Annotated in this window: 22 protein-coding genes; 12 read left to right on the forward strand and 10 right to left on the reverse strand. The window is 62.2% G+C overall.

What is annotated here, in order from left to right; translation table 11 throughout:
- The first annotated feature begins 4 nt into the window (after nucleotides 1-4).
- Together trpS and OJHNALOF_RS04655 are read left to right on the forward strand one after the other, a co-directional pair.
- Entirely contained in the window at nucleotides 5-1,012 is a 1,008-nt protein-coding gene (gene trpS / locus OJHNALOF_RS04650) for a tryptophan--tRNA ligase (protein ID WP_165661299.1), read from the forward strand.
- Between the two features lie 106 nt (nucleotides 1,013-1,118).
- On the forward strand, nucleotides 1,119-1,331 hold the full coding sequence (locus OJHNALOF_RS04655) for a hypothetical protein (protein ID WP_094200253.1): 213 nt from the start codon (nucleotides 1,119-1,121) through the stop codon (nucleotides 1,329-1,331).
- A 135-nt stretch (nucleotides 1,332-1,466) separates the two neighbouring features.
- Here the strand turns inward: OJHNALOF_RS04655 and OJHNALOF_RS04660 are convergent, their stop codons facing one another.
- The 3 genes from OJHNALOF_RS04660 to OJHNALOF_RS04670 are packed head-to-tail and all read right to left on the reverse strand — an operon-like array spanning nucleotide 1,467 to nucleotide 5,564.
- Nucleotides 1,467-3,416, reverse strand: a complete 1,950-nt coding sequence (locus tag OJHNALOF_RS04660) for an acetoacetate--CoA ligase (protein ID WP_165661300.1) — start codon at nucleotides 3,414-3,416, stop codon at nucleotides 1,467-1,469.
- Nucleotides 3,413-4,405: a fumarylacetoacetate hydrolase family protein gene (locus OJHNALOF_RS04665; protein WP_165661301.1), complete on the reverse strand. Its 993-nt coding sequence runs from the start codon at nucleotides 4,403-4,405 to the stop codon at nucleotides 3,413-3,415. The genes OJHNALOF_RS04660 and OJHNALOF_RS04665 overlap by 4 nt, the downstream gene beginning before the upstream one ends.
- Nucleotides 4,406-4,424: 19 nt before the next feature.
- Nucleotides 4,425-5,564: a homogentisate 1,2-dioxygenase gene (locus OJHNALOF_RS04670; protein WP_165661302.1), complete on the reverse strand. Its 1,140-nt coding sequence runs from the start codon at nucleotides 5,562-5,564 to the stop codon at nucleotides 4,425-4,427.
- A gap of 132 nt (nucleotides 5,565-5,696) precedes the next feature.
- Between OJHNALOF_RS04670 and OJHNALOF_RS04675 the strand changes: the two genes are divergently transcribed.
- The 3 genes from OJHNALOF_RS04675 (at nucleotide 5,697) to OJHNALOF_RS04685 (ending at nucleotide 7,909) form a co-directional block, all read left to right on the forward strand.
- Nucleotides 5,697-6,158, forward strand: coding sequence for a MarR family winged helix-turn-helix transcriptional regulator (locus OJHNALOF_RS04675; protein WP_094200250.1), 462 nt, complete (start codon nucleotides 5,697-5,699; stop codon nucleotides 6,156-6,158).
- Between the two features lie 46 nt (nucleotides 6,159-6,204).
- Entirely contained in the window at nucleotides 6,205-6,597 is a 393-nt protein-coding gene (locus OJHNALOF_RS04680) for an STAS/SEC14 domain-containing protein (protein WP_165661303.1), read from the forward strand.
- A 151-nt stretch (nucleotides 6,598-6,748) separates the two neighbouring features.
- Nucleotides 6,749-7,909 carry a hypothetical protein gene (locus OJHNALOF_RS04685; protein ID WP_165661304.1) on the forward strand — a complete coding sequence of 387 codons (1,161 nt, stop codon included), beginning with the start codon at nucleotides 6,749-6,751 and terminating at the stop codon, nucleotides 7,907-7,909.
- A gap of 66 nt (nucleotides 7,910-7,975) precedes the next feature.
- On the opposite strand, the gene OJHNALOF_RS04690 is transcribed toward OJHNALOF_RS04685, so the two are convergent.
- Together OJHNALOF_RS04690 and OJHNALOF_RS04695 are read right to left on the reverse strand one after the other, a co-directional pair.
- Entirely contained in the window at nucleotides 7,976-8,149 is a 174-nt protein-coding gene (locus tag OJHNALOF_RS04690) for a hypothetical protein (RefSeq protein WP_165661305.1), read from the reverse strand.
- Nucleotides 8,143-8,751, reverse strand: a complete 609-nt coding sequence (locus OJHNALOF_RS04695) for a superoxide dismutase (protein ID WP_165661306.1) — start codon at nucleotides 8,749-8,751, stop codon at nucleotides 8,143-8,145. The genes OJHNALOF_RS04690 and OJHNALOF_RS04695 overlap by 7 nt, the downstream gene beginning before the upstream one ends.
- 296 nt (nucleotides 8,752-9,047) lie before the next feature.
- Between OJHNALOF_RS04695 and bfr (OJHNALOF_RS04700) the strand changes: the two genes are divergently transcribed.
- Both bfr (OJHNALOF_RS04700) and bfr (OJHNALOF_RS04705) read left to right on the forward strand, forming a co-directional pair.
- The gene (bfr, locus tag OJHNALOF_RS04700; protein ID WP_094200246.1) at nucleotides 9,048-9,512 is read left to right on the forward strand and encodes a bacterioferritin; all 465 of its coding nucleotides are present in this window, start codon (nucleotides 9,048-9,050) and stop codon (nucleotides 9,510-9,512) included.
- 11 nt (nucleotides 9,513-9,523) lie between these two features.
- Nucleotides 9,524-9,994: a bacterioferritin gene (bfr, locus tag OJHNALOF_RS04705; protein ID WP_094200245.1), complete on the forward strand. Its 471-nt coding sequence runs from the start codon at nucleotides 9,524-9,526 to the stop codon at nucleotides 9,992-9,994.
- A gap of 70 nt (nucleotides 9,995-10,064) precedes the next feature.
- Here bfr (OJHNALOF_RS04705) and putP read toward each other — a convergent pair whose 3' ends face one another.
- The 3 genes from putP to OJHNALOF_RS04720 all read right to left on the reverse strand — a co-directional run bounded on the left by putP (nucleotide 10,065) and on the right by OJHNALOF_RS04720 (nucleotide 13,466).
- Nucleotides 10,065-11,561 (reverse strand): sodium/proline symporter PutP, encoded by a 1,497-nt coding sequence (gene putP, locus OJHNALOF_RS04710; protein ID WP_094200244.1) that lies wholly within the window; start codon nucleotides 11,559-11,561, stop codon nucleotides 10,065-10,067.
- Nucleotides 11,562-11,722: 161 nt separating this feature from the next.
- A complete protein-coding gene (locus tag OJHNALOF_RS04715) occupies nucleotides 11,723-12,493 on the reverse strand; it encodes an AraC family transcriptional regulator (protein ID WP_165661307.1) in 771 nt (256 codons plus the stop codon).
- Between the two features lie 103 nt (nucleotides 12,494-12,596).
- Nucleotides 12,597-13,466 carry a LysR family transcriptional regulator gene (locus OJHNALOF_RS04720; protein ID WP_165661308.1) on the reverse strand — a complete coding sequence of 290 codons (870 nt, stop codon included), beginning with the start codon at nucleotides 13,464-13,466 and terminating at the stop codon, nucleotides 12,597-12,599.
- Nucleotides 13,467-13,711: 245 nt separating this feature from the next.
- Between OJHNALOF_RS04720 and OJHNALOF_RS04725 the strand changes: the two genes are divergently transcribed.
- Both OJHNALOF_RS04725 and fghA read left to right on the forward strand, forming a co-directional pair.
- The gene (locus OJHNALOF_RS04725; protein ID WP_206063614.1) at nucleotides 13,712-14,830 is read left to right on the forward strand and encodes an S-(hydroxymethyl)glutathione dehydrogenase/class III alcohol dehydrogenase; all 1,119 of its coding nucleotides are present in this window, start codon (nucleotides 13,712-13,714) and stop codon (nucleotides 14,828-14,830) included.
- A 129-nt stretch (nucleotides 14,831-14,959) separates the two neighbouring features.
- Nucleotides 14,960-15,796, forward strand: a complete 837-nt coding sequence (gene fghA / locus OJHNALOF_RS04730) for an S-formylglutathione hydrolase (protein WP_165661310.1) — start codon at nucleotides 14,960-14,962, stop codon at nucleotides 15,794-15,796.
- A gap of 77 nt (nucleotides 15,797-15,873) precedes the next feature.
- Here the strand turns inward: fghA and cysQ are convergent, their stop codons facing one another.
- Complete coding sequence (gene cysQ, locus OJHNALOF_RS04735) at nucleotides 15,874-16,671, reverse strand: 3'(2'),5'-bisphosphate nucleotidase CysQ (RefSeq protein WP_165661311.1); 798 nt, start codon at nucleotides 16,669-16,671, stop codon at nucleotides 15,874-15,876.
- Between the two features lie 148 nt (nucleotides 16,672-16,819).
- On the opposite strand from cysQ, the gene OJHNALOF_RS04740 reads away from it, so the two are divergent.
- The 3 genes from OJHNALOF_RS04740 to OJHNALOF_RS04750 are packed head-to-tail and all read left to right on the forward strand — an operon-like array spanning nucleotide 16,820 to nucleotide 19,790.
- The gene (locus tag OJHNALOF_RS04740) at nucleotides 16,820-17,776 is read left to right on the forward strand and encodes an HlyD family secretion protein (protein WP_165661312.1); all 957 of its coding nucleotides are present in this window, start codon (nucleotides 16,820-16,822) and stop codon (nucleotides 17,774-17,776) included.
- Complete coding sequence (locus OJHNALOF_RS04745; protein ID WP_094200237.1) at nucleotides 17,773-18,699, forward strand: ABC transporter ATP-binding protein; 927 nt, start codon at nucleotides 17,773-17,775, stop codon at nucleotides 18,697-18,699. Before OJHNALOF_RS04740 ends, OJHNALOF_RS04745 begins: the two co-directional genes overlap by 4 nt.
- Nucleotides 18,696-19,790 carry an ABC transporter permease gene (locus OJHNALOF_RS04750; RefSeq protein WP_094200236.1) on the forward strand — a complete coding sequence of 365 codons (1,095 nt, stop codon included), beginning with the start codon at nucleotides 18,696-18,698 and terminating at the stop codon, nucleotides 19,788-19,790. The genes OJHNALOF_RS04745 and OJHNALOF_RS04750 overlap by 4 nt, the downstream gene beginning before the upstream one ends.
- A 14-nt stretch (nucleotides 19,791-19,804) precedes the next feature.
- On the opposite strand, the gene yjeH is transcribed toward OJHNALOF_RS04750, so the two are convergent.
- Nucleotides 19,805-21,085 carry an L-methionine/branched-chain amino acid transporter gene (gene yjeH, locus OJHNALOF_RS04755; RefSeq protein ID WP_165661313.1) on the reverse strand — a complete coding sequence of 427 codons (1,281 nt, stop codon included), beginning with the start codon at nucleotides 21,083-21,085 and terminating at the stop codon, nucleotides 19,805-19,807.
- Nucleotides 21,086-21,190: the final 105 nt, after the last annotated feature.

Raw genomic sequence — 21,190 nt, forward strand, 5'->3', positions numbered from 1 at the left:
TATCATGGCTAAACCCATAGTACTCAGCGGAGCCCAGCCCTCGGGCCAGCTGACCATTGGCAACTACATGGGCGCCCTGCGCCAGTGGGTGAAAATGCAGCAGGACTACGACTGCCTGTATTGCATCGTGGACATGCACGCCATTACCGTGCGTCAGGATCCGCAAGCCCTGCGCTCGGCCTGCCTGGACGCCGCCGCCCTCTATCTGGCCATTGGCCTGGAGCCTGAGCAGAGCACCATTTTTATTCAGTCCCACGTGCCCGAGCACGCCGAGCTGGCCTGGGTGCTCAACTGCTACACCCAGTTCGGTGAACTGTCGCGCATGACCCAGTTCAAGGACAAGTCCAGCCGCTACGCCGAAAACATCAACGCCGGCCTGTTTACCTATCCGGCGCTGATGGCCGCCGACATTCTGCTCTATCAGGCCAATCAGGTGCCGGTGGGCAACGATCAGAAGCAGCACCTGGAGCTGACTCGGGATATCGCCTATCGCTTTAACCAGCTTTACGGCGACGTCTTTACCGTACCCGAGCCCTTTATTCCCAAGGACGGCGCCCGCATTATGAGCCTGCAGGAGCCCACCAAGAAGATGTCGAAGTCGGACGACAACGCCAACAACTTCATCGGCCTGCTGGAAGATCCCAAGAAGATCAGCAAGAAGCTGAAACGGGCCGTCACCGATTCGGACGATCCGCCCGTGGTGCGTTTCGACACCGAAAACAAGCCCGGCGTGTCCAACCTGCTGACCCTGATGTCCGGCGTCAGCGGCCGCTCCATTGCCGAGCTGGAGCAGCATTTTGAGGGCAAAATGTACGGTCACCTCAAGACCGAAACCGCCGAAGCGGTGCTGGACATGCTCACGCCCATTCAGCAGCGCTTTCACGAGCTGCGGGAAGACGAAACCGAGCTGCGTCGTGTGCTGACGCTGGGCGCCGACAAGGCCCGGGCCAAGGCGGTGCAGACCCTCGACAAAGTGTATGATGTCGTCGGCTTCGTGCCACGGGCACGCTGAGCCGGTGGTTCCCGCGCTCGGAGTGCGGGAACCATTTTGCTGTTTTTACCGTCTTATTTTCAGGCTTTGGCCGTTTTTTGTTTCCTCACCGGAATTCACACCGTTAATGAACACACACACAGAGTCGAAGCAAGACCTGCAGGATAAACACTACTGGCTGCGCAAGTTTCGCATGGCTAAAAACGACAAGACCCTGGAACGCATGGTGTCCCGGGCCATAGACGACCATCATCGGGAATCCTCGGTGGTGGCGGCGATTTACCTGGCCGAATGTCAGCGTGAGCGCGAACTGAATCAGGGACGCTACCTCGACAGCTGACAGCGATAAGCAGCCCGATATGGTCCGTAGGTTGGAATGAGCTTCGGCGAATTCCAACATGCCGCAGTCGTCTATATTGGTTGGGACTCGTTTCGCTCATCACAACCTACTCGTACTGATGGCTTCCCGCTGTCTTCAGATAAGCTCCGGCCTGTCCTTGAACTGCGCCAGCGCCTCGGGGTTGGCCAGGGCCTCCCGGTTTTTCACCGGTCTGTTATGCACCACTTCCCGCACTGCCAGCTCCACCAGCTTGCCCGAGCGGGTGCGGGGCACATCGTTCACCGCCAGGATCACCGCCGGTACATGGCGGGGTGAGCAGGCCTCTCTCAGCCGTGTGCGAATGGCCTCGGTCAGCTCGGCCGTCAATGCATGGCCCTTGGCCGGCTGCACAAAGAGCACCAGGCGTTCGTCATTGCCTCGGCGCTGACCAATTACCACCGACTCGGCGATTTCCTTAAAGCGCGCCAGCTGTCGGTAAATTTCGGCGGTGCCGATGCGCACGCCGCCGGGGTTGAGCACGGCGTCGGAGCGGCCGTGAAACACCATGCCGCCCTCGGCCGTCCGAGTGACGAAGTCACCGTGATGCCACACGCCCGGCCAGCGTGCCCAGTAGGCGTCGTGATAGCGGTGGCCATCGGCATCGTGCCAGAACCCCACCGGCCGGTTGGGAAAGGCGTTGCAGCACACCAGCTCGCCGGGCTCGTCGATAACGGCCCGGCCATTGTCATCAAACACTCTGACGTCCATGCCCAGCCCCGGCCCCTGACACTGGCCCCGGTACACCGGGCTGAGGGGATTGCCGAGCACGAAGCAGCCGCAGATGTCGGTGCCGCCGGAAATGGAAGCCAGCGACAGATCGCTTTTAATGTGTCGGTAAACGAAGTCGAACTGCTCCGGTGCCAGCGGTGAACCGGTGGAGCACAAGGTGCGCAGAGCCTCCAGGTGACACTCCTGCCCCGGGTGCAGGCCGCGCTTTTCCAGTGCCTCCAGGTATTTGGCCGAGGTGCCGAACAGGCTGACCTGTTGCTCGGCACACCATTGCCACAGCCGGCCGGCATCGGGGTAAAAAGGGTCGCCATCATAGAGCAGCAGGGTGGCACCACTGCCCAGGGCCGACGCCAGCCAGTTCCACATCATCCAGCCGCAGGTGGTGAAATAGAACACGCGATCGCCGGGGCGAATATCACAGTGCAAGGCATGTTCTTTGACATGGTTGAGCAGGGTGCCGCCGGCGCCGTGTACCATGCATTTGGGCTTGCCGGTGGTGCCGGAGGAATAAAGCACATACAGCGGCGCGTTAAAGGGCATAGAATGAAACCGCAGGGACACGCCCTGGCCCTCGGCCAGCACTTGATGCCAGGGCGTGATACCGGCGGGGGCGGGGGTGTCGTTCAGGCAGGGCACTTCCACCCGATGAGTCAGGCTGTCAATGGCCGCCATGATGGCGTCGGCCCGGGCCCGGCTGTCGTGGGCTCTGCCGTGATAGCGATAGCCGTCGGCGGCAAACAGCACCTTGGGGCTGGTCTGGCCAAAGCGTTCAATCACGCCATCGGCGCCGAAGTCGGGGGAGCAGGAGGTCCATATTGCCCCCAGGCTGGTGCAGGCCAGCATGGCCACCAGGGTTTCCGGCACATTGGGCATAAAGCCCGCCACCACATCGCCGGGCTCCACCCCGGCGGTATTGAGCCAGGTGGACACCGCCGCCACCTGCTGCTGCAACTGGTGCCAGCTCAGGGTTTGAGTATCGCCATCTTCGGTCAGGGCGATAATGGCGGGCTCATGGCCCGGCACCCGATCGTGGGCCAGCAGGTTTTCGGCAAAATTGAGCCGGGCCTCGGGAAACCAGATGGCGTGCTCGGCATCATCGGGGTCCGTCACCGTGATCCCCCCCTGGTGACCGGTCACCCCGGCAAAGCGCCACAGTTGTTGCCAGAACAGATCACTGTATTGCACCGACCAGGCATGCAGGGCGGCATAGTCGGCAAACTCCAGCCCCAGCTCCCGTTTCAGCTGCTGCATAAAGGCGTGCAGCCGACTTTGCCGCACTCGCAGTGGGGAGGGTGTCCACAGCGGCGACGTTGTCATTGGTCCGGCCCGGAGTAGGGCGTCAGCCGCTGCTCAATGGCGCCGAAAATGGAGTGGCCGCCGGCATCACACATCTCCATGCGCACGGTGTCGCCAAAGCGCATAAAGGGGGTGCTGGCTTCGCCAATGTCGAGCAGTTCGCGAGTGCGGCGTTCGGCAATGCAGCAGGCGCCCGCATTTGGGTCCCGGTTGGAAACGGTGCCCGAGCCGATAATGGTACCGGCCCCCAGGCAGCGGCTCAGGCTGGCGTGGGCGATGAGGCGGTCAAAGCCAAAGGTCATGTCGGTGCCGGCGTGGGGCTCGCCGAACAGGACGCCGTTCAGTGTTACCCGCAGGCGGTGGTGTACCTGGCCATTGTGCCAGTGGCGGCCGAGTTCGTCGGGAGTCACGGCCACCGGCGAGCAGGCGGTGGCGGGCTTGGACTGAAAAAAGCCAAAGCCCTTGGCCAGCTCCGCCGGGATCAGGTGGCGCAGCGACACGTCGTTGACCAGCATCAGCAATCGCACATGGTCCAGTGCCCGGTGTTCATTCACTCCCATGGGCACATCACCGGTGATCACCGCCACCTCTCCTTCAAAGTCGATGCCCCAAGCTTCATCGGCCAGTTCAATGTCGTCATGAGGCCCGAGAAAGCCGTCCGACATGCCCTGGTACATCAGGGGATCGTTCCAGAAACTGGGCGGCATCTCGGCGCCCCGGGCCTTGCGCACCAGCTCGATATGGCTGACATAGGCGCTGCCGTCGGCCCACTGATAGGCCCGGGGCAGGGGCGCGGCGCACTCGACGGGATCAAAGGCAAAGGCAGCCTGATGTTCGCCCCGGTTCAGGCGCTGGTAGAGGCGACGCAGAGCCGGCTCGCATTTATCCCAGTTATCCAGGGCGGCCTGCAGGGTGGGGGCCACGCCGTCGGCACTGCAGGCTCGGCGCAGATCCCGGGACACCACCAGCAGACGTCCATCGCGTCCGTGTTTGAGAGAGGCCAGTTTCACCATTTCCTCCTTGGTCGCGTTATTCGGCTCGGGCCTTGCCTTGCCAGGAATTCACATAATCGGGGTTCTCCACCCCGGCGGGCAGGGAGGCCAGCTCCAGGGGACGGCGGCTGTCAATCATCACCGCCACCTCGTCGGTGTCGCTTCGGCCGGGTTGGCGACCGGCGGCCAGGGCCTTGGGATGGGGGCCGTGGCTGAAACCGCAGGGATGCCAGGTGAGCATGCCGGCGTCGATATTGTCCCGGCTGAAAAAGTTGCCCCGGTGATAGAAGAGCACCTCATCGTAGTCGTCGTTATTGTGAAAAAAGGGCACCTTGAGCGCGCCGGGATCCGACTCCATGGGTCTGGGCACAAAGGTGCAGATCACGAAATCGTCGGCCACCCAGGTGCTGTGGGCCGAAGGCGGCAGGTGATAACGGTGGCTCATCAGCGGCCTTATGTCTCGCCAGTTGAGGCGCAGGGCGGTGAGATCCCCTTTCCAGCCAATGGCGTCGAGGGGATTAAAGGGATAGGTGATGGTGTTGAGGCCGCCTCTGGCCTTGAGCCGTACCTGCCATTCTCCCGGTGCTTCGGCCTGGCGAGTAAAGGCCTCGTCAATACGCGGGTGTGCCAGCACGCCGGGGTCAAAAATGGCGTGGCGCCCGGCCGGTCCCCGGTCCGCCAGCCGATAGCGCCCTCGCGTGGCCTCTATCATCAGCAGGGTGACCGGCTGTTCCGGCTCTATTCGCCAGCTGGTGGACCGGGGCAGCACCAGGTAGTCTCCTTCGCCAAAGGGCAGCCGGCCATAATCGCAAAACAGCACGCCACTGCCCTGGTGCACAAACAGGCAGTCGTCGCCGTCACCGTTGCGCACCAGGTGATCCATGGCGGCCTGGCAACGCCATAGCCGAATGCTCAGGCGCTCATTGTGCAGCAGCGGGGCTGCATCCCAGGGCGACGGGCCGAGCTTGGGCAGTTTGTTGGTATCGAGGGCGCGGGGCCGTAGCGGTCCTTCCCAGTGGCTCCAGCCGGTGGGCGGGTGGCGGTGATACATGTGGCTGGCCGGGCCGAAAAAGCCGTCCCGGCCAATTTCCCGTTCGACACTGCCGGCAGGCAGGTCGCAGTGAGCCTGAGGCGAATGCTCGCCTTCGCTCAGGGGAAAGGAGAACTCCGTTTTCATGCTGTGCCCTCCTGCGCTGAATGCATATGCTAAACACTATAGCCGTCCGCCCGCGGTTGTGGCGGCCACTTCAAAGCCGGGCACAAAAATGGTTACACTGCGCCCCCTCAACGGACCGACAGGAAGACCTACATGGATGATCACAGTGATTTTGAGCTGGAACGCTTTTTGCCCTACAAGCTGATGCAGGTGGCCGAACGGGTCAGTAGCGAGCTGGCGGCCTTTTACCGTGAAGAGTTTGGCATTACCCGGCCCGAATGGCGGTTGCTGGCGGTCACCGGTCAGGGCCGAGCCTTGATTGCCCGGGAGCTGGCCGAGCTCACCTGCATGGACAAGGTCAAGGTGTCGCGGGCACTGCAGGGGCTGGAAGTAAAAGGGCTGATTCGGCGCAGCCCCAGCCCGCGGGATCAGCGGGCGGCACGCATTGCCCTTACCCCTGCGGGCAGGGCCCTGTACCGGCGCATGGTGCCCCGTGTGCTGGAGTGGGAGCACCGGCTGGCGCAGGGCCTGGCGGAAGGCGAAACCCGCCCGTTGGTAGACACCCTGAACCGGCTGCTGACGCAGTTGGAGCGCATGGGCGACTCCCGCCGCTGAGCGGCTCTATACTTACTCCCACAGTCACAGCTCGACGGGAGGACACATGCTTGAAGCACACGGCATGGAAGTGGAGATGGCGCGCCAGGACAACCATACCCTGCGCCTGAATCTGCGCATTTTCGGCGACATCGCCTATGACGACTTCAGGGAGATGGAGCAGCGCCTGGAGCAGGAGCTGGCCGCGATGAAGGGGCCGCGCATTCTCGCCCTGGTGGATCTGACCGGCTTTAATGGCTGGGAAGCCCGGGCCTTCTGGGAAGACATTCGTTTCACCCGCAAGCACGGTGACGAATTCAGCAAGCTGGCGGTGGTGGGCTGCAACTTCAAGGAAAAGCTGATGGCCACCCTGATGGACTGGTTTATGCTGGGCAGCGAGGTGCAATACTTTGAAAGCCTGAGCGAAGCCGAGGCCTGGCTCGACGGCAAGGCCGGCTGAACGACCGCTTTGGTCGCGCCCACGCGCAAGCCCGAGTGGTCCAGGGGGCCCAGGCAAGGGCTGGCCGCTGCCGCTGCATTCAGGCTATTGAGATTCGGCGCCAAAGTGTCAGAATCCATGGCAAATTTTTCATTGTTTCGGGGTGTTATTCATGCGCTTTTCTCAAACCGGGCTGCCCTTGCTGGCGGCCCTGGTGCTTTCCGCCTGCGCCTCCAAGGGCGGTGACTCCAACACGGCTTCCGTCAACCTTGAGGTGTTGCACGGGCCCACCTTTATCGAGGGCGGCAATGCCACCGGCGAACAGGATATCACGGTGCGTACGCCGTATTTCGCCTTTGCCATCAGTGCCGACAGTGGCGCCCTGGTGGATCTGGCGCTGGCCGGTGACGGCCGGTACGGCGCCGATCTGGTGCGCTCCCTCGACTTTGTGCCGGGTGAGCAGGCTCCACGCCTGAGCGAGCTCCAGGTGGTGGAGCAAAGCGACCAGCGGGTGGTGATTGAGCTGCGGCGGGAATGGCAGGGCCGCACCCTGACCAGCCGCTACGAGGTCAACCGGGACACCGCCGGCATTCGTCTGTCCACCACGCTGCCGTCTGCCGAGTCAGTGTTCGCCGGCTACCGGCTGGAGCGCAATGAGGGCGTCGCCGCCCGCCCCGACTACAATGATTTGCCCAACATGGTGCAGGCCCACTGGACCGCCGCCAGCCTGCAGAACGAGCTGGGCATTCTCTACGAGAGTGACGATCTGCGTAAAAACCGCAAGGGCAGTAAGGTCAGCGCCTGGCTCAGCGCCGGCTCGCTGGGGGCCCTCAATGCCGACAAGCAGCTTTATGCCGGCCAGGGCCGTGCCGAGCTGGCACTGCTGGAGCTGGCGCCGGCGTCATCCGGTTTTGAGGCTCGGCTGCAGGATCTGCGCCGGCGCTGGAGCCGGGGTGAAAAGGTGTATCTGGGAGGAGACAGCGGCAAGCTGTATGCTTACACCCCCAATGGCCGGCTGACCGCGGACTATGCCAGCGCCGCCGGCAAGGGGCACAGCTTTCTGAGCTTTGGGCCTCAGGTCTATCCCATCACCACCAACTTCGGCGGCACCGCCCAGCCTTTCACTGAAAGCCAGGTGGAGTTTCGCTCCGAGGTGGGCCTGGCCCGGGCCGAGGTCTGGCTGGATGGCAAGCAGGTGGCCGGCTGGAAGATTAACGGCGCCAAGTGGTTCAGGACCGGCGTGCCGGTGCCGCCCAACCACACCTGGATGCAGTGGGTGGTGGAAGACCGCAACGGCAAGCGCGCCTACTCCAACCCCATCTGGATTAAATAACCGCGGCGCCGAGACACAAGCCAGGGTCACAGAGTGGCCCTGGCTTTTTTGTTAAGAGTTGCCTGTTCAGCCCGGCAGGGCGCCGAGCAGGCCTGCCCAAAAAGCCGAATCGGTCCCGAGCAATGCCTCAGCCCCTTGACCGAGCACCAGCCAGGCGCCGGTCACCAGTATGGCCAGCCCCACCAGGGTGCGGGGCCGACGGTAGTCACGCCTGTGGCGCGGCAGCGGCTTCCTCAGCACAGCGCCTCGTAATGTGATGCCACCTCATTCCAGTTCACCACCTGGAAGAAGGCGGCGATGTAGTCGGGGCGCTTGTTCTGGTATTTCAGGTAATAGGCGTGCTCCCAGACATCCAGCCCCAGGATCGGGGTCAGGCCTTCCATCAGCGGGCTGTCCTGGTTGGCGCTGCTGGTCACCAGCAGGCGCTTGTCAGCATCCACGCACAACCAGGCCCAGCCACTGCCGAAGCGGCTGACGGCGGCCTGCACAAACTGCTCGCGAAACGCCTCAAGGCTGCCAAAGGCATTGCCCATGGCATCGGCCAGTCGCCCCTCGGGTTCGCCGCCTCCATGTGGAGACATCACCGTCCAGAACAGCGAGTGGTTGGCATGGCCGCCACCGTGGTTGCGCACCGCGGTTTGCAGCGCCGCGGGCAGGCTGTTTATTTCACGCAGCAGTCGCTCCAGCGGCCAATCGGCGTAGGGAGTATCCTGCACCGCGGCGTTCAGGCCGTTCACATAGGTCTGATGGTGACGGCCGTGATGGATCTCCATGGTCATGGCATCCAGATGCGGCTCAAGCGCATTGTAAGCGTAGGGCAGGGCGGGAAGGGTGAAGGCCATTACGAGTATCCTTATTGTTAGTGTTAATTGTTTTTATTTGCATTTGTGTGTCAAGGCAAGCCATATTTTCATTTTTTCTAGGAACGGCAGGGGAAAATGAAGGAGCCGGCACGGTGGAAAGCGCCGCTTTGCCATGAACGGTTGGGACGGCGTTCCGGCTCAATAAAGAGGGCGAATGCCACTCGTTCTTGTTAACAGTTAAAGTTAATTAAATCAACAACTTATATTGCGTTTAAATTTGAAAAAACGGCCCTTGGCGTCTATCCTTATGGCCATCATTCAAAGGGAGAGTGGTTATGAAAGGCGACACCAAAGTCATCGAGTACCTGAACCAGGTGCTCAGCATCGAGCTGACCTCCATCAACCAGTATTTCCTGCATGCCCGCATGTTCAAGAACTGGGGCCTGCAGCAGCTGAACGATCGCGAATACAAAAAGTCGATTAAGGACATGAAACAGGCGGACGATCTGATCGAGCGCATCCTGTTTCTTGAAGGCCTGCCCAATCTGCAGCACCTCAACCGGTTGCGCATCGGTGAAAACACCGAAGAAATGCTCGGCTGTGATCGCCAGCAGGTGGAAGAACAGCTGCAGGTGCTGAAAGAGGCCATTGCCTACTGTGAGTCGGTGCACGATTTCGTGTCCCGGGAGCTGTTGTGCGAGCTGGAAGAATATGAAGAAGGTCACCTCGACTGGATCGATACCCAGCTCGACCTTATCGGCAAGATTGGTCTTGAGAATTACCAGCAGTCGCAACTGTAACGGAGCAGAACATGAAAGGTAATCAAAAAATCATTGGCGCGCTGAACGAGCTGTTGGCCGGTGAACTGAGCGCGATGGATCAGTATTTTATCCACTCCCGCATGTATGACGACTGGGGTCTGAGCAAGCTGTTTGCCCGCATCGACCACGAATTTGAGGATGAAAAGGGCCACGCTTCAAAGCTGATTGAGCGTATTCTGTTTCTCGAAGGCACCCCCGACATGGTGACGCGAGTACCGCTCAATATCGGCAAGGATGTGCCTTCCATGCTGCAGAGCGACCTGGATCTGGAATACAAGGTGATCAAGGATCTGCGCAAGGTCATGGCCCTGTGCGAACAGGAACAGGACTATCAGACCCGTGACATGCTGCAGGTGCTGCTGGAAGACACCGAGAACGATCACACTCACTGGCTGGAGCAGCAGCTGGGCCTCATTCAGCGCATCGGCCTGCCCAACTACCTGCAGTCCCAGATGGGCTGACAACCGTATTCACCTCGTATGAAAAAGGCCGGCATTTGCCGGCCTTTTGTTTTGGTGCTGTTACGCTCAATCAGTCCAGGGTATCCAGACCCTTCTGGTAATCGTCGAAGGTCGCCGTTACCGAGCGGCTGGCGCCGCCGGTCAGGATGCTGACCAGGACGATGGCCACAGAGGCAAACACAAAGCCGGGCACGATTTCGTAGAGATCGAACAGGCCGCCGGACAGCTGCTTCCACACCACCACGGTCACGCCGCCCACCAGCACGCCGGCCAGGGCGCCGTTGCGGTTCATGTTACGCCAGTACAGGCTGAACAGCAGGGCCGGGCCAAAGGCGGCACCAAAGCCGGCCCAGGCATAGGACACCAGCCCCAGCACGGTGCTGTCGGGGTTGAAGGCCAGCGCCAGGGCAATCACCGACAGGGCAATTACCGCAAAGCGGCCCACGTTGACGATGCTTTCCGAGCTGGCGTCGGGCTTGAATACCCGCTTGTAGAAGTCTTCGGCCAGCGCCGAGGACGACACCAGCAGCTGGGAGTCGGCGGTACTCATGATGGCGGCCAGAATGGCGGCCAGCAGAATGCCGGCGATGACCGGGTGGAACATGGCGTTCACCAGCACCATAAAGATGGTTTCGCTGTCGGCCAGCTCGCCACCGAGTTGCTTGTTCACGTAGAGCAGGCCCACCATGCCCACCATGACGGCGCCAGCCATGGACAGCAGGCTCCAGCTGACCGCAATACGGCGGGCGGTGCCGATGTCCTTGTTGCTGCGGGTGGCCTTGAAGCGCGCCAGAATATGGGGCTGGCCAAAATAGCCCAGGCCCCAGGCGGCCAGTGACAGGATGGCGATCAGCGACAGCGGCTCACCCTGCATGTCGTTCCACAGGGTCAGCAACTCGGGGTTAATGGCGGACAGATCCTGACCGAGCTGGCCAAAGCCTCCTTCCATGGCGGCGATGGGCACGAACAGCAGCGCCGCCGCCATCAGCAGGCCCTGCACAAGGTCGGTCCAGGACACCGCCAGAAAGCCGCCGAACAGGGTGTAGGACACGATGCAGACGGTGCCGATGACCACGGCAACCTGATAGTCCAGTCCGAACACCGTTTCAAACAGCTTGCCGCCCGCGACCAGGCCGGAGCTGGTGTAAAACAGGAAGAACAGCAGAATGAAAAACGCCGCTATGGTCTGCAGCAGTTTGGAGCCGTCTTCAAAGCGGCGAGACAGATACTCGGGAATGGTGAGGGCGTTGTCGGTGATAATGGTGTAGGTACGCAGGCGTTTGGCACAGAACTGCCAGTTGGCCCAGGTGCCCAGTAGCAGGCCGCCGGCCAGCCACAGCGACTCCATGCCGGCGGCATAGGCGTAGCCGGGCAGGCCGAGCAGCAGCCAGCCGCTCATGTCGGACGCGCCGGCGGAAATGGCCGCGGGCCAGGGGCCGAGCGAACGTCCGCCCAAAAAGTAGTCTGACGAGTTGGCAGTACGCCGATAGGCGTAGTAGCCAATCGCCAGCATGCCGAGAAGATAAACGATAAAGGTGCCGGTAATGGCAAAGCTGGGTTCAATCATTCCCTATTCCTCCAGGATGGATTCCTGACTTGCACACGCAGGACGCGTGGTCCTTGGTTAAGGTTTTGTTATAGTCGAGGATAGTAGGGCCTGGCCAATGATGAGTCTTTTGGAATGCTCCGGTTTTTTTTAGTAAAGCTCCGGTTTTGGTGTGGTTGTGATCAGGCGTGCAGTTTGCGGTAACGGGCCGGAGACACATTGTGGTGCCGGCTGAACACCTGAGTGAACAGGCTCTGGCTGGAAAAACCGCAGCGCTGGGCTATGTCCGCCAGGCTGTGCTGGCTGAAGACCAGCAACCGACAGGCCTCGGCCAGCCTTTGTTTCAACACGTACTGATAGGGCGATAGCCCGGTCTGCTCCTTGAACAGCTGGTGAAACTGGCTCTCCCCCAGAAACACGCAGCCGGCCAGCTGGGTCACGGTGATCTTGCGGTGCAGGTGCAGCCGAATGTAATCATCGATCAGATCCATGTTCAGTTGGGGGCGCCGGGGCCGGGCCTGGGCAAAGGCCATGTGCCGCTGCAGTGCACACATCAGGGTATGGGCGCAGGCCTGGCCGAGCAGCTCGTCTTCCGGCTGGCTGCTGATTTCCTGACTGAGCGCCGAAACCAGCTGCCGGGCCTGTGGCGGCAGCTGAAAATAACGAGGCTGGTCAAACAGGCCCGACAGCCGCTCGTCGCCGCCGGGCAGCCATGAGGTGACCAGCGGGGGCAAATTGACCACCAGTATGCTGTTGCGACCCAGTCCACCAAAGGCATGATCCTGCTCGGAGGCCACCAGGCAGCCCTGACCGGGGCCGAGCAGGCAGCCACTGCCGCCAATATCGAATTCGGTTTGTCCGTTAAGGCCGATGACCATCTGGTTGTAGTGATGCTGATGGGTGGTCATTTCGGCAGGAAGCGTCAGAATTTCACAGGGCTTGAACGAGGACATGTCGGCTTCCTTGCGGCGGGGCGGGCTGTATGAAATGTTGCCAATTGTATACTCGCTGCCGGGATAAAGTCAGCTGGGCACCATTCAGAACCTTGTTTGCTTTCTAGCCCAGTTGTTCCACCAGGTAGTCCACCAGCAGTCGCACACGGGGCGACAGGTGCCGGTTATTGGGGTACACCACCCAGACCCCGTCGTCCGGCAAGCGGAATTCATCCAGCAGGCTGACCAGCAATCCCTTCTCCAGCTCTTCGGTGACGTAATAGTCGGGCAGCTGCACTATGCCCAGCCCCTTGATGGCCGCGTCCTTCAGGGCCAACCCGGAATTACAGTGCCAGCCCGATGGCAGCCGAAAGGCGCGGGGCCTGCCCTGCTCCAGAAAGCGCCAGTGATCCACGGTGCCGGCCAGACAGCGGTGCCGGCCCAGATCGCCGATCTGCCTCGGGGTGCCGTAGCGGCTCAGGTAGTCGGGGGCGGCGCACAAATACTGGGTGCGCCGGGCTAGTTTGCGGCACATCAGGCTTGAAGAGTCCAGGGTGCCCAGGCGAATGGCCAGGTCAAAGCCTTCCTGCACCAAATCCACCGTCTGGTTGGTGAGCACCATGTCGAGCTTGAGCTCCGGATAACGGAGCAGAAAGTCGTTCACCAGCGGCGCCAGGAACTGCTCGCCGTAATAGACGGGGGCGGTAATGCGCAGCTTGCCCGCCGGGTTGCCTTCCATCGCCATCACCTGCTGCTCGGCGGCCTGCAATTCGTCCTGCACCCGGCGTACCTGACGGTAATAGATGCGTCCGGTCTCGGTCAGGTGCAACTTGCGGGTGGTGCGATAGAGTAGTTTGGCTCCCAGTCGTTTTTCCAGCTGGTTGATGCGCCGGCTTACGTGTGCCACCGACACGTTCAGCCGGCGGGCGGCGGCGGTGAAGCTTTCCGTTTCTACTACACTGATGAACTCGTTAATGCCTTCCCAGTGGGTCATTGTTACTCACAGGTAAAAATCATTTGCCTTGCTGAGCATTATCATTGGAAACGGCCGTATTACAATAGCCGGCATCCCCTTCGGGGAGCGCTGTACGATTTGCCCGAATAAACTCGGGCCTACAAGTGCAATATTTTTACATGTTGCGCCCTTGGTAGGCCCCGTTTTAACGGGGCGAAATGTTACAGACGCTGACGTTACTGCAATTTATCGCTTTAAAAAGCAAACAGGAGCAAACCATGGAAATGATGAAAACCCGCGCCGCCGTCGCTTGGGAACCGGGCAAGCCGCTCAGCATTGAAGAAGTGGATCTGATGCCGCCCCAAAAGGGTGAAGTGCTGGTTCGCATTGTGGCCACCGGGGTTTGTCATACCGACGCCTACACCCTGTCCGGTGACGACGCCGAAGGCGTATTCCCGTCCATCCTGGGCCACGAAGGCGCCGGCATTGTGGAAGCCGTGGGCGAGGGCGTGACCAGCCTTGAGGTCGGCGATCACGTCATTCCGCTGTACACCGCCGAGTGCGGCGTGTGCAAATTCTGCAAGTCCGGCAAAACCAACCTGTGTCAGGCGGTGCGCGCTACCCAGGGCAAGGGCCTGATGCCCGACGGCACCACCCGTTTCTTCAAGGACGGCAAGCCGATTTTCCATTACATGGGGTGCTCCACCTTTGCCGAGCACACCGTGGTGCCGGAAATCTCCCTGGCCAAAATCAACAAGGATGCGCCGCTGGAGAAGGTGTGCCTGCTGGGTTGCGGCGTAACCACCGGTATGGGGGCGGTCAAGAACACCGCCAACGTGCAGGAAGGCGACACCGTGGCGGTGTTTGGCCTGGGCGGCATTGGCCTGGCGGTGATCATCGGTGCGGTACAGGCCAAGGCCGGTCGCATCATCGCCGTCGACATCAATGAAGACAAGTTCGAGATCGCCAAAAAGCTGGGCGCCACCGATTGCGTTAACCCGAGCAAGTTCGATCGGCCGATTCAGGACGTGATCGTGGAAATGACCGACGGCGGCGTGGACTTCTCCTTTGAATGCATCGGTAACGTCAAGGTGATGCGTTCCGCCCTGGAAGCCTGTCACAAGGGCTGGGGTGAGTCCGTGATTATCGGTGTGGCCCCGGCCGGTGCCGAGATCTCCACCCGTCCGTTCCAGCTGGTGACCGGCCGGGTCTGGAAAGGCTCCGCCTTTGGCGGTGTAAAAGGTCGCTCTCAGCTGCCCGGCATTGTGGAGCAGTACATGAACGGCGAATTCGAGCTGGACACCTTCATCACTCACACCATGGGCCTGGACGAGATCAACCACGCCTTTGACCTGATGCACGAAGGCAAGTCCATTCGCTCCGTGATCCTTTACGATAAGTAAGTTCAGGCCTCTTCCAGGCCATCATTCCCGCGCAGGCGGGAATCCATGACAGCGGCGCCGCGCTGTAAAATGGGCCCCCGCCTTCGCGGGGGCGACGGCAAGATGTCATCGTTTTACAAGGGATCTTCAATGCAACTGATACAAGAGCAAAAGTGCTTTGGTGGTCGCCAAATCCGCTATCAGCACGACTCCAACACCCTCAACTGCAGCATGCAGTTTTCCGTGTTTCTGCCGCCTCAGGCCGAGCAAGGTGCGGTACCGGCGGTTTACTGGCTGTCGGGACTGACCTGTACCGACGAGAACTTTTCTGCCAAGGCCGGTGCCCAGCGGGCGGCCGCCGAGCTTGGCCTGGCGCTGATCATTCCCGACACCAGCCCTCGGGGCGAGGGCGTGGCCGACGACGTCGACGGTGCCTACGATCTGGGCCTGGGGGCGGGTTTTTATGTGAATGCCACGCAAGCGCCCTGGAACCACCATTATCACATGTATGACTATGTGCTGAGCGAGCTGCCGGCACTGGTGGAAAGCGAACTGCCGCTCAACGGCAAACGGGCCATCAGCGGTCACTCCATGGGCGGCCACGGCGCCCTGGTGCTGGCGCTGCGCAACCCGGAGCGGTTTGTGTCGGTATCGGCCTTTGCGCCCATCTCCAACCCCACCGACTGCCCCTGGGGCCACAAGGCCCTGGGCGCCTATCTGGGTGAAGACAAGGCGGCCTGGGCCGACTACGACGCCAGCCTGCTGCTGAAAGCAAAGGGTTGTTCCCTGCCGGTGCTGGTGGACCAGGGCGAAGCCGACAACTTTCTGGCCGAACAGCTCAAGCCCCAGGCGCTTAAAGCCGCCGCCGAAGAAAGCGGTGCCGATCTCGAGCTGCGCCTGCAGCCCGGCTACGATCACAGCTACTACTTCATCGCCAGCTTTATTGCAGAACATCTGCGGTTTCACGCCCGCCATTTGGGCGCATAAGCACAGCCCAGGCCTTTACTGAATAAACCAAGGGCGGCTTATCGCCGCCCTTTTCGATTCGGTGATGGCCGTCCGTGTCAGCCAAACAGCGCCGGCCAGTCCACTCCATTTTCGCCCAGTGCCAGAAAGTACGGATTAAGCACTTCCCGAGTATTGGCGTAGCCCAGCGGTTCACCGTTCAGCTGCAGCACTCGGCCGCCGGCCTGTTCCACCACACACTGGGCGGCACCCGTGTCCCACAGCGAAGTAGGGCCCAGTCGCGGATACACATCGGCCTTGCCCTCCGCCACCAGGCAGAGTTTCAGCGAGCTGCCCATGGCCACCAGCTCGTGCTCACCCAGTTTTGCCAGCAAGGCCGGCAATTCGCCGCCGGCATGGGAGCGGCTGCCCACCACCCGCCAGGGCTGGCCCTCTTTATGCTCCACCACGCGAATGGCTTCAGGCTCCCCATTTCCCTCCGTTTTAAAGGCTCCCAACCCTTTGGCGGCCATATAGCCCAGGCCCAGTGCCGGGGCATAAACCACACCCAGTACCGGCTCGCCCTGTTCGATCAGGGCAATGTTGACGGTGAACTCGCCATTACGCTTGATGAATTCCTTGGTGCCGTCCAGAGGGTCTACCAGCCAGTAGCGGCCCTGGTCATCGGCCCCGGCAAAACCTGCGGTGTCTTCCTCCGACAGAATGGGGGCGGTGAGCGGCAGTGTGTTCAGCCCGTTGACGATGATCTGATGGGCGGCGGCATCGGCCTCGGTGAGCGGAGAGTTGTCTTCCTTGTGTTCGACGGCAAAGTCCCGGCCGTAAATTTCCATAATGGCGTCACCGGCCTGGCGGGCGAGGGCATCGGTCTGGTTAAGCAGTTCCTGAGTGATGGGCATGGGTGGTTCCTTTCCTTGACGTCGGGACAATGTATGGGGCGCTATGTTACTCGGATTGTCGGTGAACTGCATGCCGGGCTGATGTAGCGCAAACCTCAACGGCCCGCACTCGGCTAAGCTGAAACCATCAATTCCAATGGAATCCCTTATGTCCGCTTTATGCCGCCTGTTGTTTTGTGCCTTTGGCCTGTTGCTGGCTGGTTGCAACCCCGCTGGGCCGGTTCCCTGGCTGGGTACCCTGGAGCGGGACCGCATTGAGCTGCTCGCCCCGGCGTCCGAGCTGGTGTTGGCGCAGCCGGTGACGGAGGGTGACCGGGTGTCGGCCGGTGCCCTGCTGATGCAGCTGAACCCGGAGCGCCTGCGGCTGGAAGTGGCGCGGCAAGGGGCCCGGTTGCGCCAGGCCGAGGCGGGGCTGGCGCTGTTGCAGGCGGGCAGCCGGGTGGAAGACATCAAAACCGCCCGGGCCGAGCTGGCCCAGCTGGAGGCGTTGTTTCCTGAGGCGGGACGCAACCTGGAGCGAGTGCGGGTGCTCACTTCAAGCCGTCTGGCCAGCCGGGCGGAGCTGGACCGGGTGCAGGCAGAGCATGATCGTCTGCAGGCCCAGGTTGAGGCGGCTCGGCAGCGGCTGGCGCGGGCAGAAACGGGCAGCCGGGCGCAAGACATCACCGCGGCCGAGGCGGCGCGGGATGCCAGCCGGGCCGAGCTGGCCCTGGCCAGGTTCAGGTTGAGTGAACTCAGCATCGAGGCCAGTCGCGCTGGCGTGGTTGAGCAGCTTCCCTACCGGGTGGGGGACAGGGTGGCGGCGGGTGCCGTGGTGGCAATACTGGAAACCGACATCGCCCCTTATGCCGAGGTCTATGTGCCGGCGCCAGCGCGCACCGGGTTGCGCCTGGGGGATGCCATGCAGGTGTGGGTGGAAGGCCTGACCGAGCCCTTCGGCGGTCGGCTCGGCTGGGTGGCCACAGAGCCGGTGTTTGGTCCCTACTATGCCCTGAGCGAGGGCGAGCGCAGCCGGCTGATGTATCTGGCCCGAGTGCAGTTGCCGCCGGAGGCGGCGGAGCTGCCGTCCGGCGTGCCCGCCTGGGTGGTGCCGGAGGGACCATGAGCGAACTGGCCATAGAGGCGCACGGCCTGACTCGACGATTTGGGGAGCTGGTGGCGGTGAACCGGCTCGATCTGGCCATTCCCGCCGGCACCATCTACGGCTTTCTCGGCCCAAACGGCAGCGGTAAGTCGACCTGTTTGCGCATGCTTACCGGCCTGCTGCTGCCCAGTGATGGTCAGGTGACCGTGCTGGGGCTGCCGGTTCCCCGGCAGGCCGAGGCCCTGCGCCGGCGAGTGGGGTACATGACCCAGCGCTTTTCCCTTTATGAGGACCTGTCGGTACAGGAAAACCTGGCCTTTGTGGCCCGGGTGCAGGGCTTGAGTGGCCGGCAGGCAAGGGAGCGTATTCATGAGCTGCTGGCCACCCACGAGCTTGCGGCACTGTCGGAGCGGCTGGCGGGCTCTTTAAGTGGCGGTCAGCGCCAGCGGCTGGCACTGGCGGCGGCCATAGTGCACCGTCCGGCTCTGCTTTTTCTCGACGAGCCTACCTCGGCGGTGGATCCGGAGAACCGCCGTGATTTCTGGGAAACACTGTTCGATCTGTGCGACACCGGTACCAGCATAGTGGTCAGTACTCACTATATGGACGAGGCCGAACGTTGCCATGGCCTGGCGATTCTGGATGAGGGGGTCAAGCGGGCCGATGGTTCGCCGGAGCAGCTGATGAATGGGTTGGGGGTCACCGTGGTGGAAGTGCTCACTACCGGGCTGCGCGAGCTGAAACGTGATCTGTTGGCGCTTGGGGAGGTGCATTCCGCCGCCCAGTTGGGCCTGCGCCTGAGGGTGTTGGTCGATGGCCGCATCGAGCAGCCGGAACACTGGCTGCGCCGGCAACTACCCGAACGCCTGAACGGAGCCGAGCTGACACGGGTACGCCCCAGCCTGGAAGACGTGTTTGTGAGCCGCACCGGGGCTTCCCCATGAACCTGCTCATACGTCTGCGTCGTATTCAGGCCATTACCGTCAAGGAGTTCCGCCAGTTGTCCCGGGACCGACTCACCTTTGCCATGGTGATCATGGTGCCGCTGTTGCAGTTGCTGCTGTTTGGCTATGCCATCAACACCAAGGTGCGGCATATTCCGGCGGCGCTGGTGGATCAGGCGCAAACCGCCGGCAGCCGGGCGCTGGCGGCGCGGCTGGAGGCCGGAGGTCTGGTTGTCTTCAGGGAGCGGCTGGTGCGGCCGGCCGACGCCGAGGCGGCGATAACCGCGGGACGGGTGAAGGCGGCGCTGGTGCTGCCGGTGGATCTGGCGCGCCGGCGTCAGGACGAGCGACCGCTGGGACAGTGGCTGGTGGATGGGACGGATCCCTTGCTGGCCAATGCCCTGTTGCGCCAGGCGGCCCTGCCGGAAATATCACAAGCGCCGGGGCGGAATGCGCCCTTTGCGGTGACCCTGCTGTTCAACCCGGAGCAGCGGGCGGCGGTAAACATTATTCCCGGGCTTATCGGGGTGATCCTGACCATGACCATGGTGCTGTTTACCGCCCTGGCGGTGGTGCGGGAGCGGGAGCGGGGTAACCTGGAGTGGTTGATCACTACCCCGGTGAGTCCCATGGAGCTGATGATCGGCAAGATCGTGCCCTACATTTTTGCCGGCCTGGTGCAGCTGGTGCTCATTCTGGCGCTGGGGGTGGCGCTGTTTGATGTGCCCATCAACGGCAGCCCGCTGCAGCTACTGCTGGCCACCCTGTTGTTTATTGCCGCCAGTCTGGTGCTGGGGCTGGTGATCTCCACCCTGGCCCGCAACCAGCTGCAGGCCATGCAGATGACGGTGTTTGTGCTGATGCCGTCCATTCTGCTGTCGGGCTTCATGTTTCCCTACGAGGGCATGCCGGTAGCGGCCCAGTGGCTGGCCGAAGGCCTGCCCGCCACTCATTACATGCGACTGGCCCGGGGCATTTTGCTGCGTGATGCGAGCCTTGCCTCCCTGGCTTTTGACACCCTCTGGCTGGCCGGTTTTACCCTGCTCGGCCTGGTGGTGGCTGCCCGCCGCTTTCACAAGCGGCTGGACTGAGTCGCCAACGGCGTTTAAAGGCGCTGGCGCTTTGCGGCCAGTTGCGGACGGGCCCGTCGCGCGCCGAGCGCCCTTGCGCCGATAAAGCCGGCGCCCAGCACCAGGGCGTATCCCGCCTCCAGCCCCAGCGACACAAAGACGCCGGCGCACAGCAGGGTGGCCACCAGGGCCAGGGCACGCCAGAAGCCGGTAAGCAGCCTGACCCCGGCGATCATTGCCAGCAGGTAGACCAGCACAAAGTTGCCGTTGGCGTAGCGCATCAGGGTTTCCAGCGGCAGTCGAAACAGCCAGGCGGCAAGCACGCACAGGGTGCAGGCCGCCACCACCCAGCACAGGGCGCGAAAGGGAGCGCCGTGGCGGTTGAGCCGGCCCAGAGATGCCGGCAGCTTGCCTTCGTCGGCCAGGCTCCATAGCAGCCGGCCAAAGCCCTGCACATAGAGGTTGAGGCCGGCAAAGCAGGCCGCGTAGCCGACCAGGGCGGCAACCCAGCGGCCGGGCTCGCCAAACAGCATGGCCAGCAGCACCGGGAAGGAGGTGGTGTTGGTGCGCTCGTCACCATAGAGTCCGAATTTCACCACCGCCATGGCATAGGCGAAATATACCAGGCCCGCGAGCAGCACCCCCAACAACAGCGCCAGGGGAAAGTCCCGCTCCGGGCGACGAAACTCCTCGCCCATGTGGGTAAAGGCTTCGAGCCCCACAAAGCACCAGAACATCACCGCCAGCACTGCCGGCAGCGTGCCCCAGCTAACGGTGGAGGGCGCCGGCAGGGTGGCGGCGGCACTGGCGGCCAGGCCGCCCGCCAGCCACACCGCCACCAGCAGCCCGACGATGGTGATCGCAATCATCAGCTGCACCAGCCCCGAGGCGCCGCCGGGGCGGCTGCCCAGCAGCAGCACCAGCCCCAGGCTGCCGAGCTGGATCAACAGATCGCCGGCGTCATTGAGTGGAAACAGCGCATGCCAGAAACCGGTGGTCAGGGTCAGCATGGCGGGCAGGCCCACCGGCAGCACCGCCAGAAACAAAAAGGCGGCCAGTTTTTCCATGGGCAGGCCCAGGGCCCGGCCAATCAGGTGGGGTGCGCCACCGGCATGGGGAAAGGCCCGGCCCAGGCGGGCAAAGGTAAAGGCCACCGGTAACACCAATACCATCAGCAACAGCCAGGCCCACAGCGAGTCTGCCCCGGCCAGGCCGGCGGCCACCGCCGGCACCACGAAAATGCCGCTGCCCAGCAGCGAAGTAGCCATCATGCCGGTGCCATAGCCCAGTCCCAGTTCTTTATGCAAACGTCCCATCGAGTTTCAAATCCATATTCAGGAATTCTGATATATTACCGCCACACAATAATAATCAGACTCGGCACTATGACGCTTTCCGTCGGCGAAACGTCGCTTTTGCCC

It is taken from the genome of Oceanimonas sp. MB9 (assembly GCF_011319775.1).
GTDB classification, from domain to species: domain Bacteria; phylum Pseudomonadota; class Gammaproteobacteria; order Enterobacterales; family Aeromonadaceae; genus Oceanimonas; species Oceanimonas doudoroffii.

Coding starts and splice junctions, on each gene's coding strand:
- trpS (WP_165661299.1), top strand. CDS start 5: ATGGCTAAACCCATAGTACTCAGCGGAGCCCAGCCCTCGGGCCAGCTG.
- OJHNALOF_RS04655 (WP_094200253.1), top strand. CDS start 1,119: ATGAACACACACACAGAGTCGAAGCAAGACCTGCAGGATAAACACTAC.
- OJHNALOF_RS04660 (WP_165661300.1), bottom strand. CDS start 3,416: ATGACAACGTCGCCGCTGTGGACACCCTCCCCACTGCGAGTGCGGCAA.
- OJHNALOF_RS04670 (WP_165661302.1), bottom strand. CDS start 5,564: ATGAAAACGGAGTTCTCCTTTCCCCTGAGCGAAGGCGAGCATTCGCCT.
- OJHNALOF_RS04675 (WP_094200250.1), top strand. CDS start 5,697: ATGGATGATCACAGTGATTTTGAGCTGGAACGCTTTTTGCCCTACAAG.
- OJHNALOF_RS04680 (WP_165661303.1), top strand. CDS start 6,205: ATGCTTGAAGCACACGGCATGGAAGTGGAGATGGCGCGCCAGGACAAC.
- OJHNALOF_RS04685 (WP_165661304.1), top strand. CDS start 6,749: ATGCGCTTTTCTCAAACCGGGCTGCCCTTGCTGGCGGCCCTGGTGCTT.
- OJHNALOF_RS04695 (WP_165661306.1), bottom strand. CDS start 8,751: ATGGCCTTCACCCTTCCCGCCCTGCCCTACGCTTACAATGCGCTTGAG.
- bfr (WP_094200246.1), top strand. CDS start 9,048: ATGAAAGGCGACACCAAAGTCATCGAGTACCTGAACCAGGTGCTCAGC.
- bfr (WP_094200245.1), top strand. CDS start 9,524: ATGAAAGGTAATCAAAAAATCATTGGCGCGCTGAACGAGCTGTTGGCC.
- putP (WP_094200244.1), bottom strand. CDS start 11,561: ATGATTGAACCCAGCTTTGCCATTACCGGCACCTTTATCGTTTATCTT.
- OJHNALOF_RS04715 (WP_165661307.1), bottom strand. CDS start 12,493: ATGTCCTCGTTCAAGCCCTGTGAAATTCTGACGCTTCCTGCCGAAATG.
- OJHNALOF_RS04720 (WP_165661308.1), bottom strand. CDS start 13,466: ATGACCCACTGGGAAGGCATTAACGAGTTCATCAGTGTAGTAGAAACG.
- OJHNALOF_RS04725 (WP_206063614.1), top strand. CDS start 13,712: ATGATGAAAACCCGCGCCGCCGTCGCTTGGGAACCGGGCAAGCCGCTC.
- fghA (WP_165661310.1), top strand. CDS start 14,960: ATGCAACTGATACAAGAGCAAAAGTGCTTTGGTGGTCGCCAAATCCGC.
- cysQ (WP_165661311.1), bottom strand. CDS start 16,671: ATGCCCATCACTCAGGAACTGCTTAACCAGACCGATGCCCTCGCCCGC.
- OJHNALOF_RS04740 (WP_165661312.1), top strand. CDS start 16,820: ATGTCCGCTTTATGCCGCCTGTTGTTTTGTGCCTTTGGCCTGTTGCTG.
- OJHNALOF_RS04745 (WP_094200237.1), top strand. CDS start 17,773: ATGAGCGAACTGGCCATAGAGGCGCACGGCCTGACTCGACGATTTGGG.
- OJHNALOF_RS04750 (WP_094200236.1), top strand. CDS start 18,696: ATGAACCTGCTCATACGTCTGCGTCGTATTCAGGCCATTACCGTCAAG.
- yjeH (WP_165661313.1), bottom strand. CDS start 21,085: ATGGGACGTTTGCATAAAGAACTGGGACTGGGCTATGGCACCGGCATG.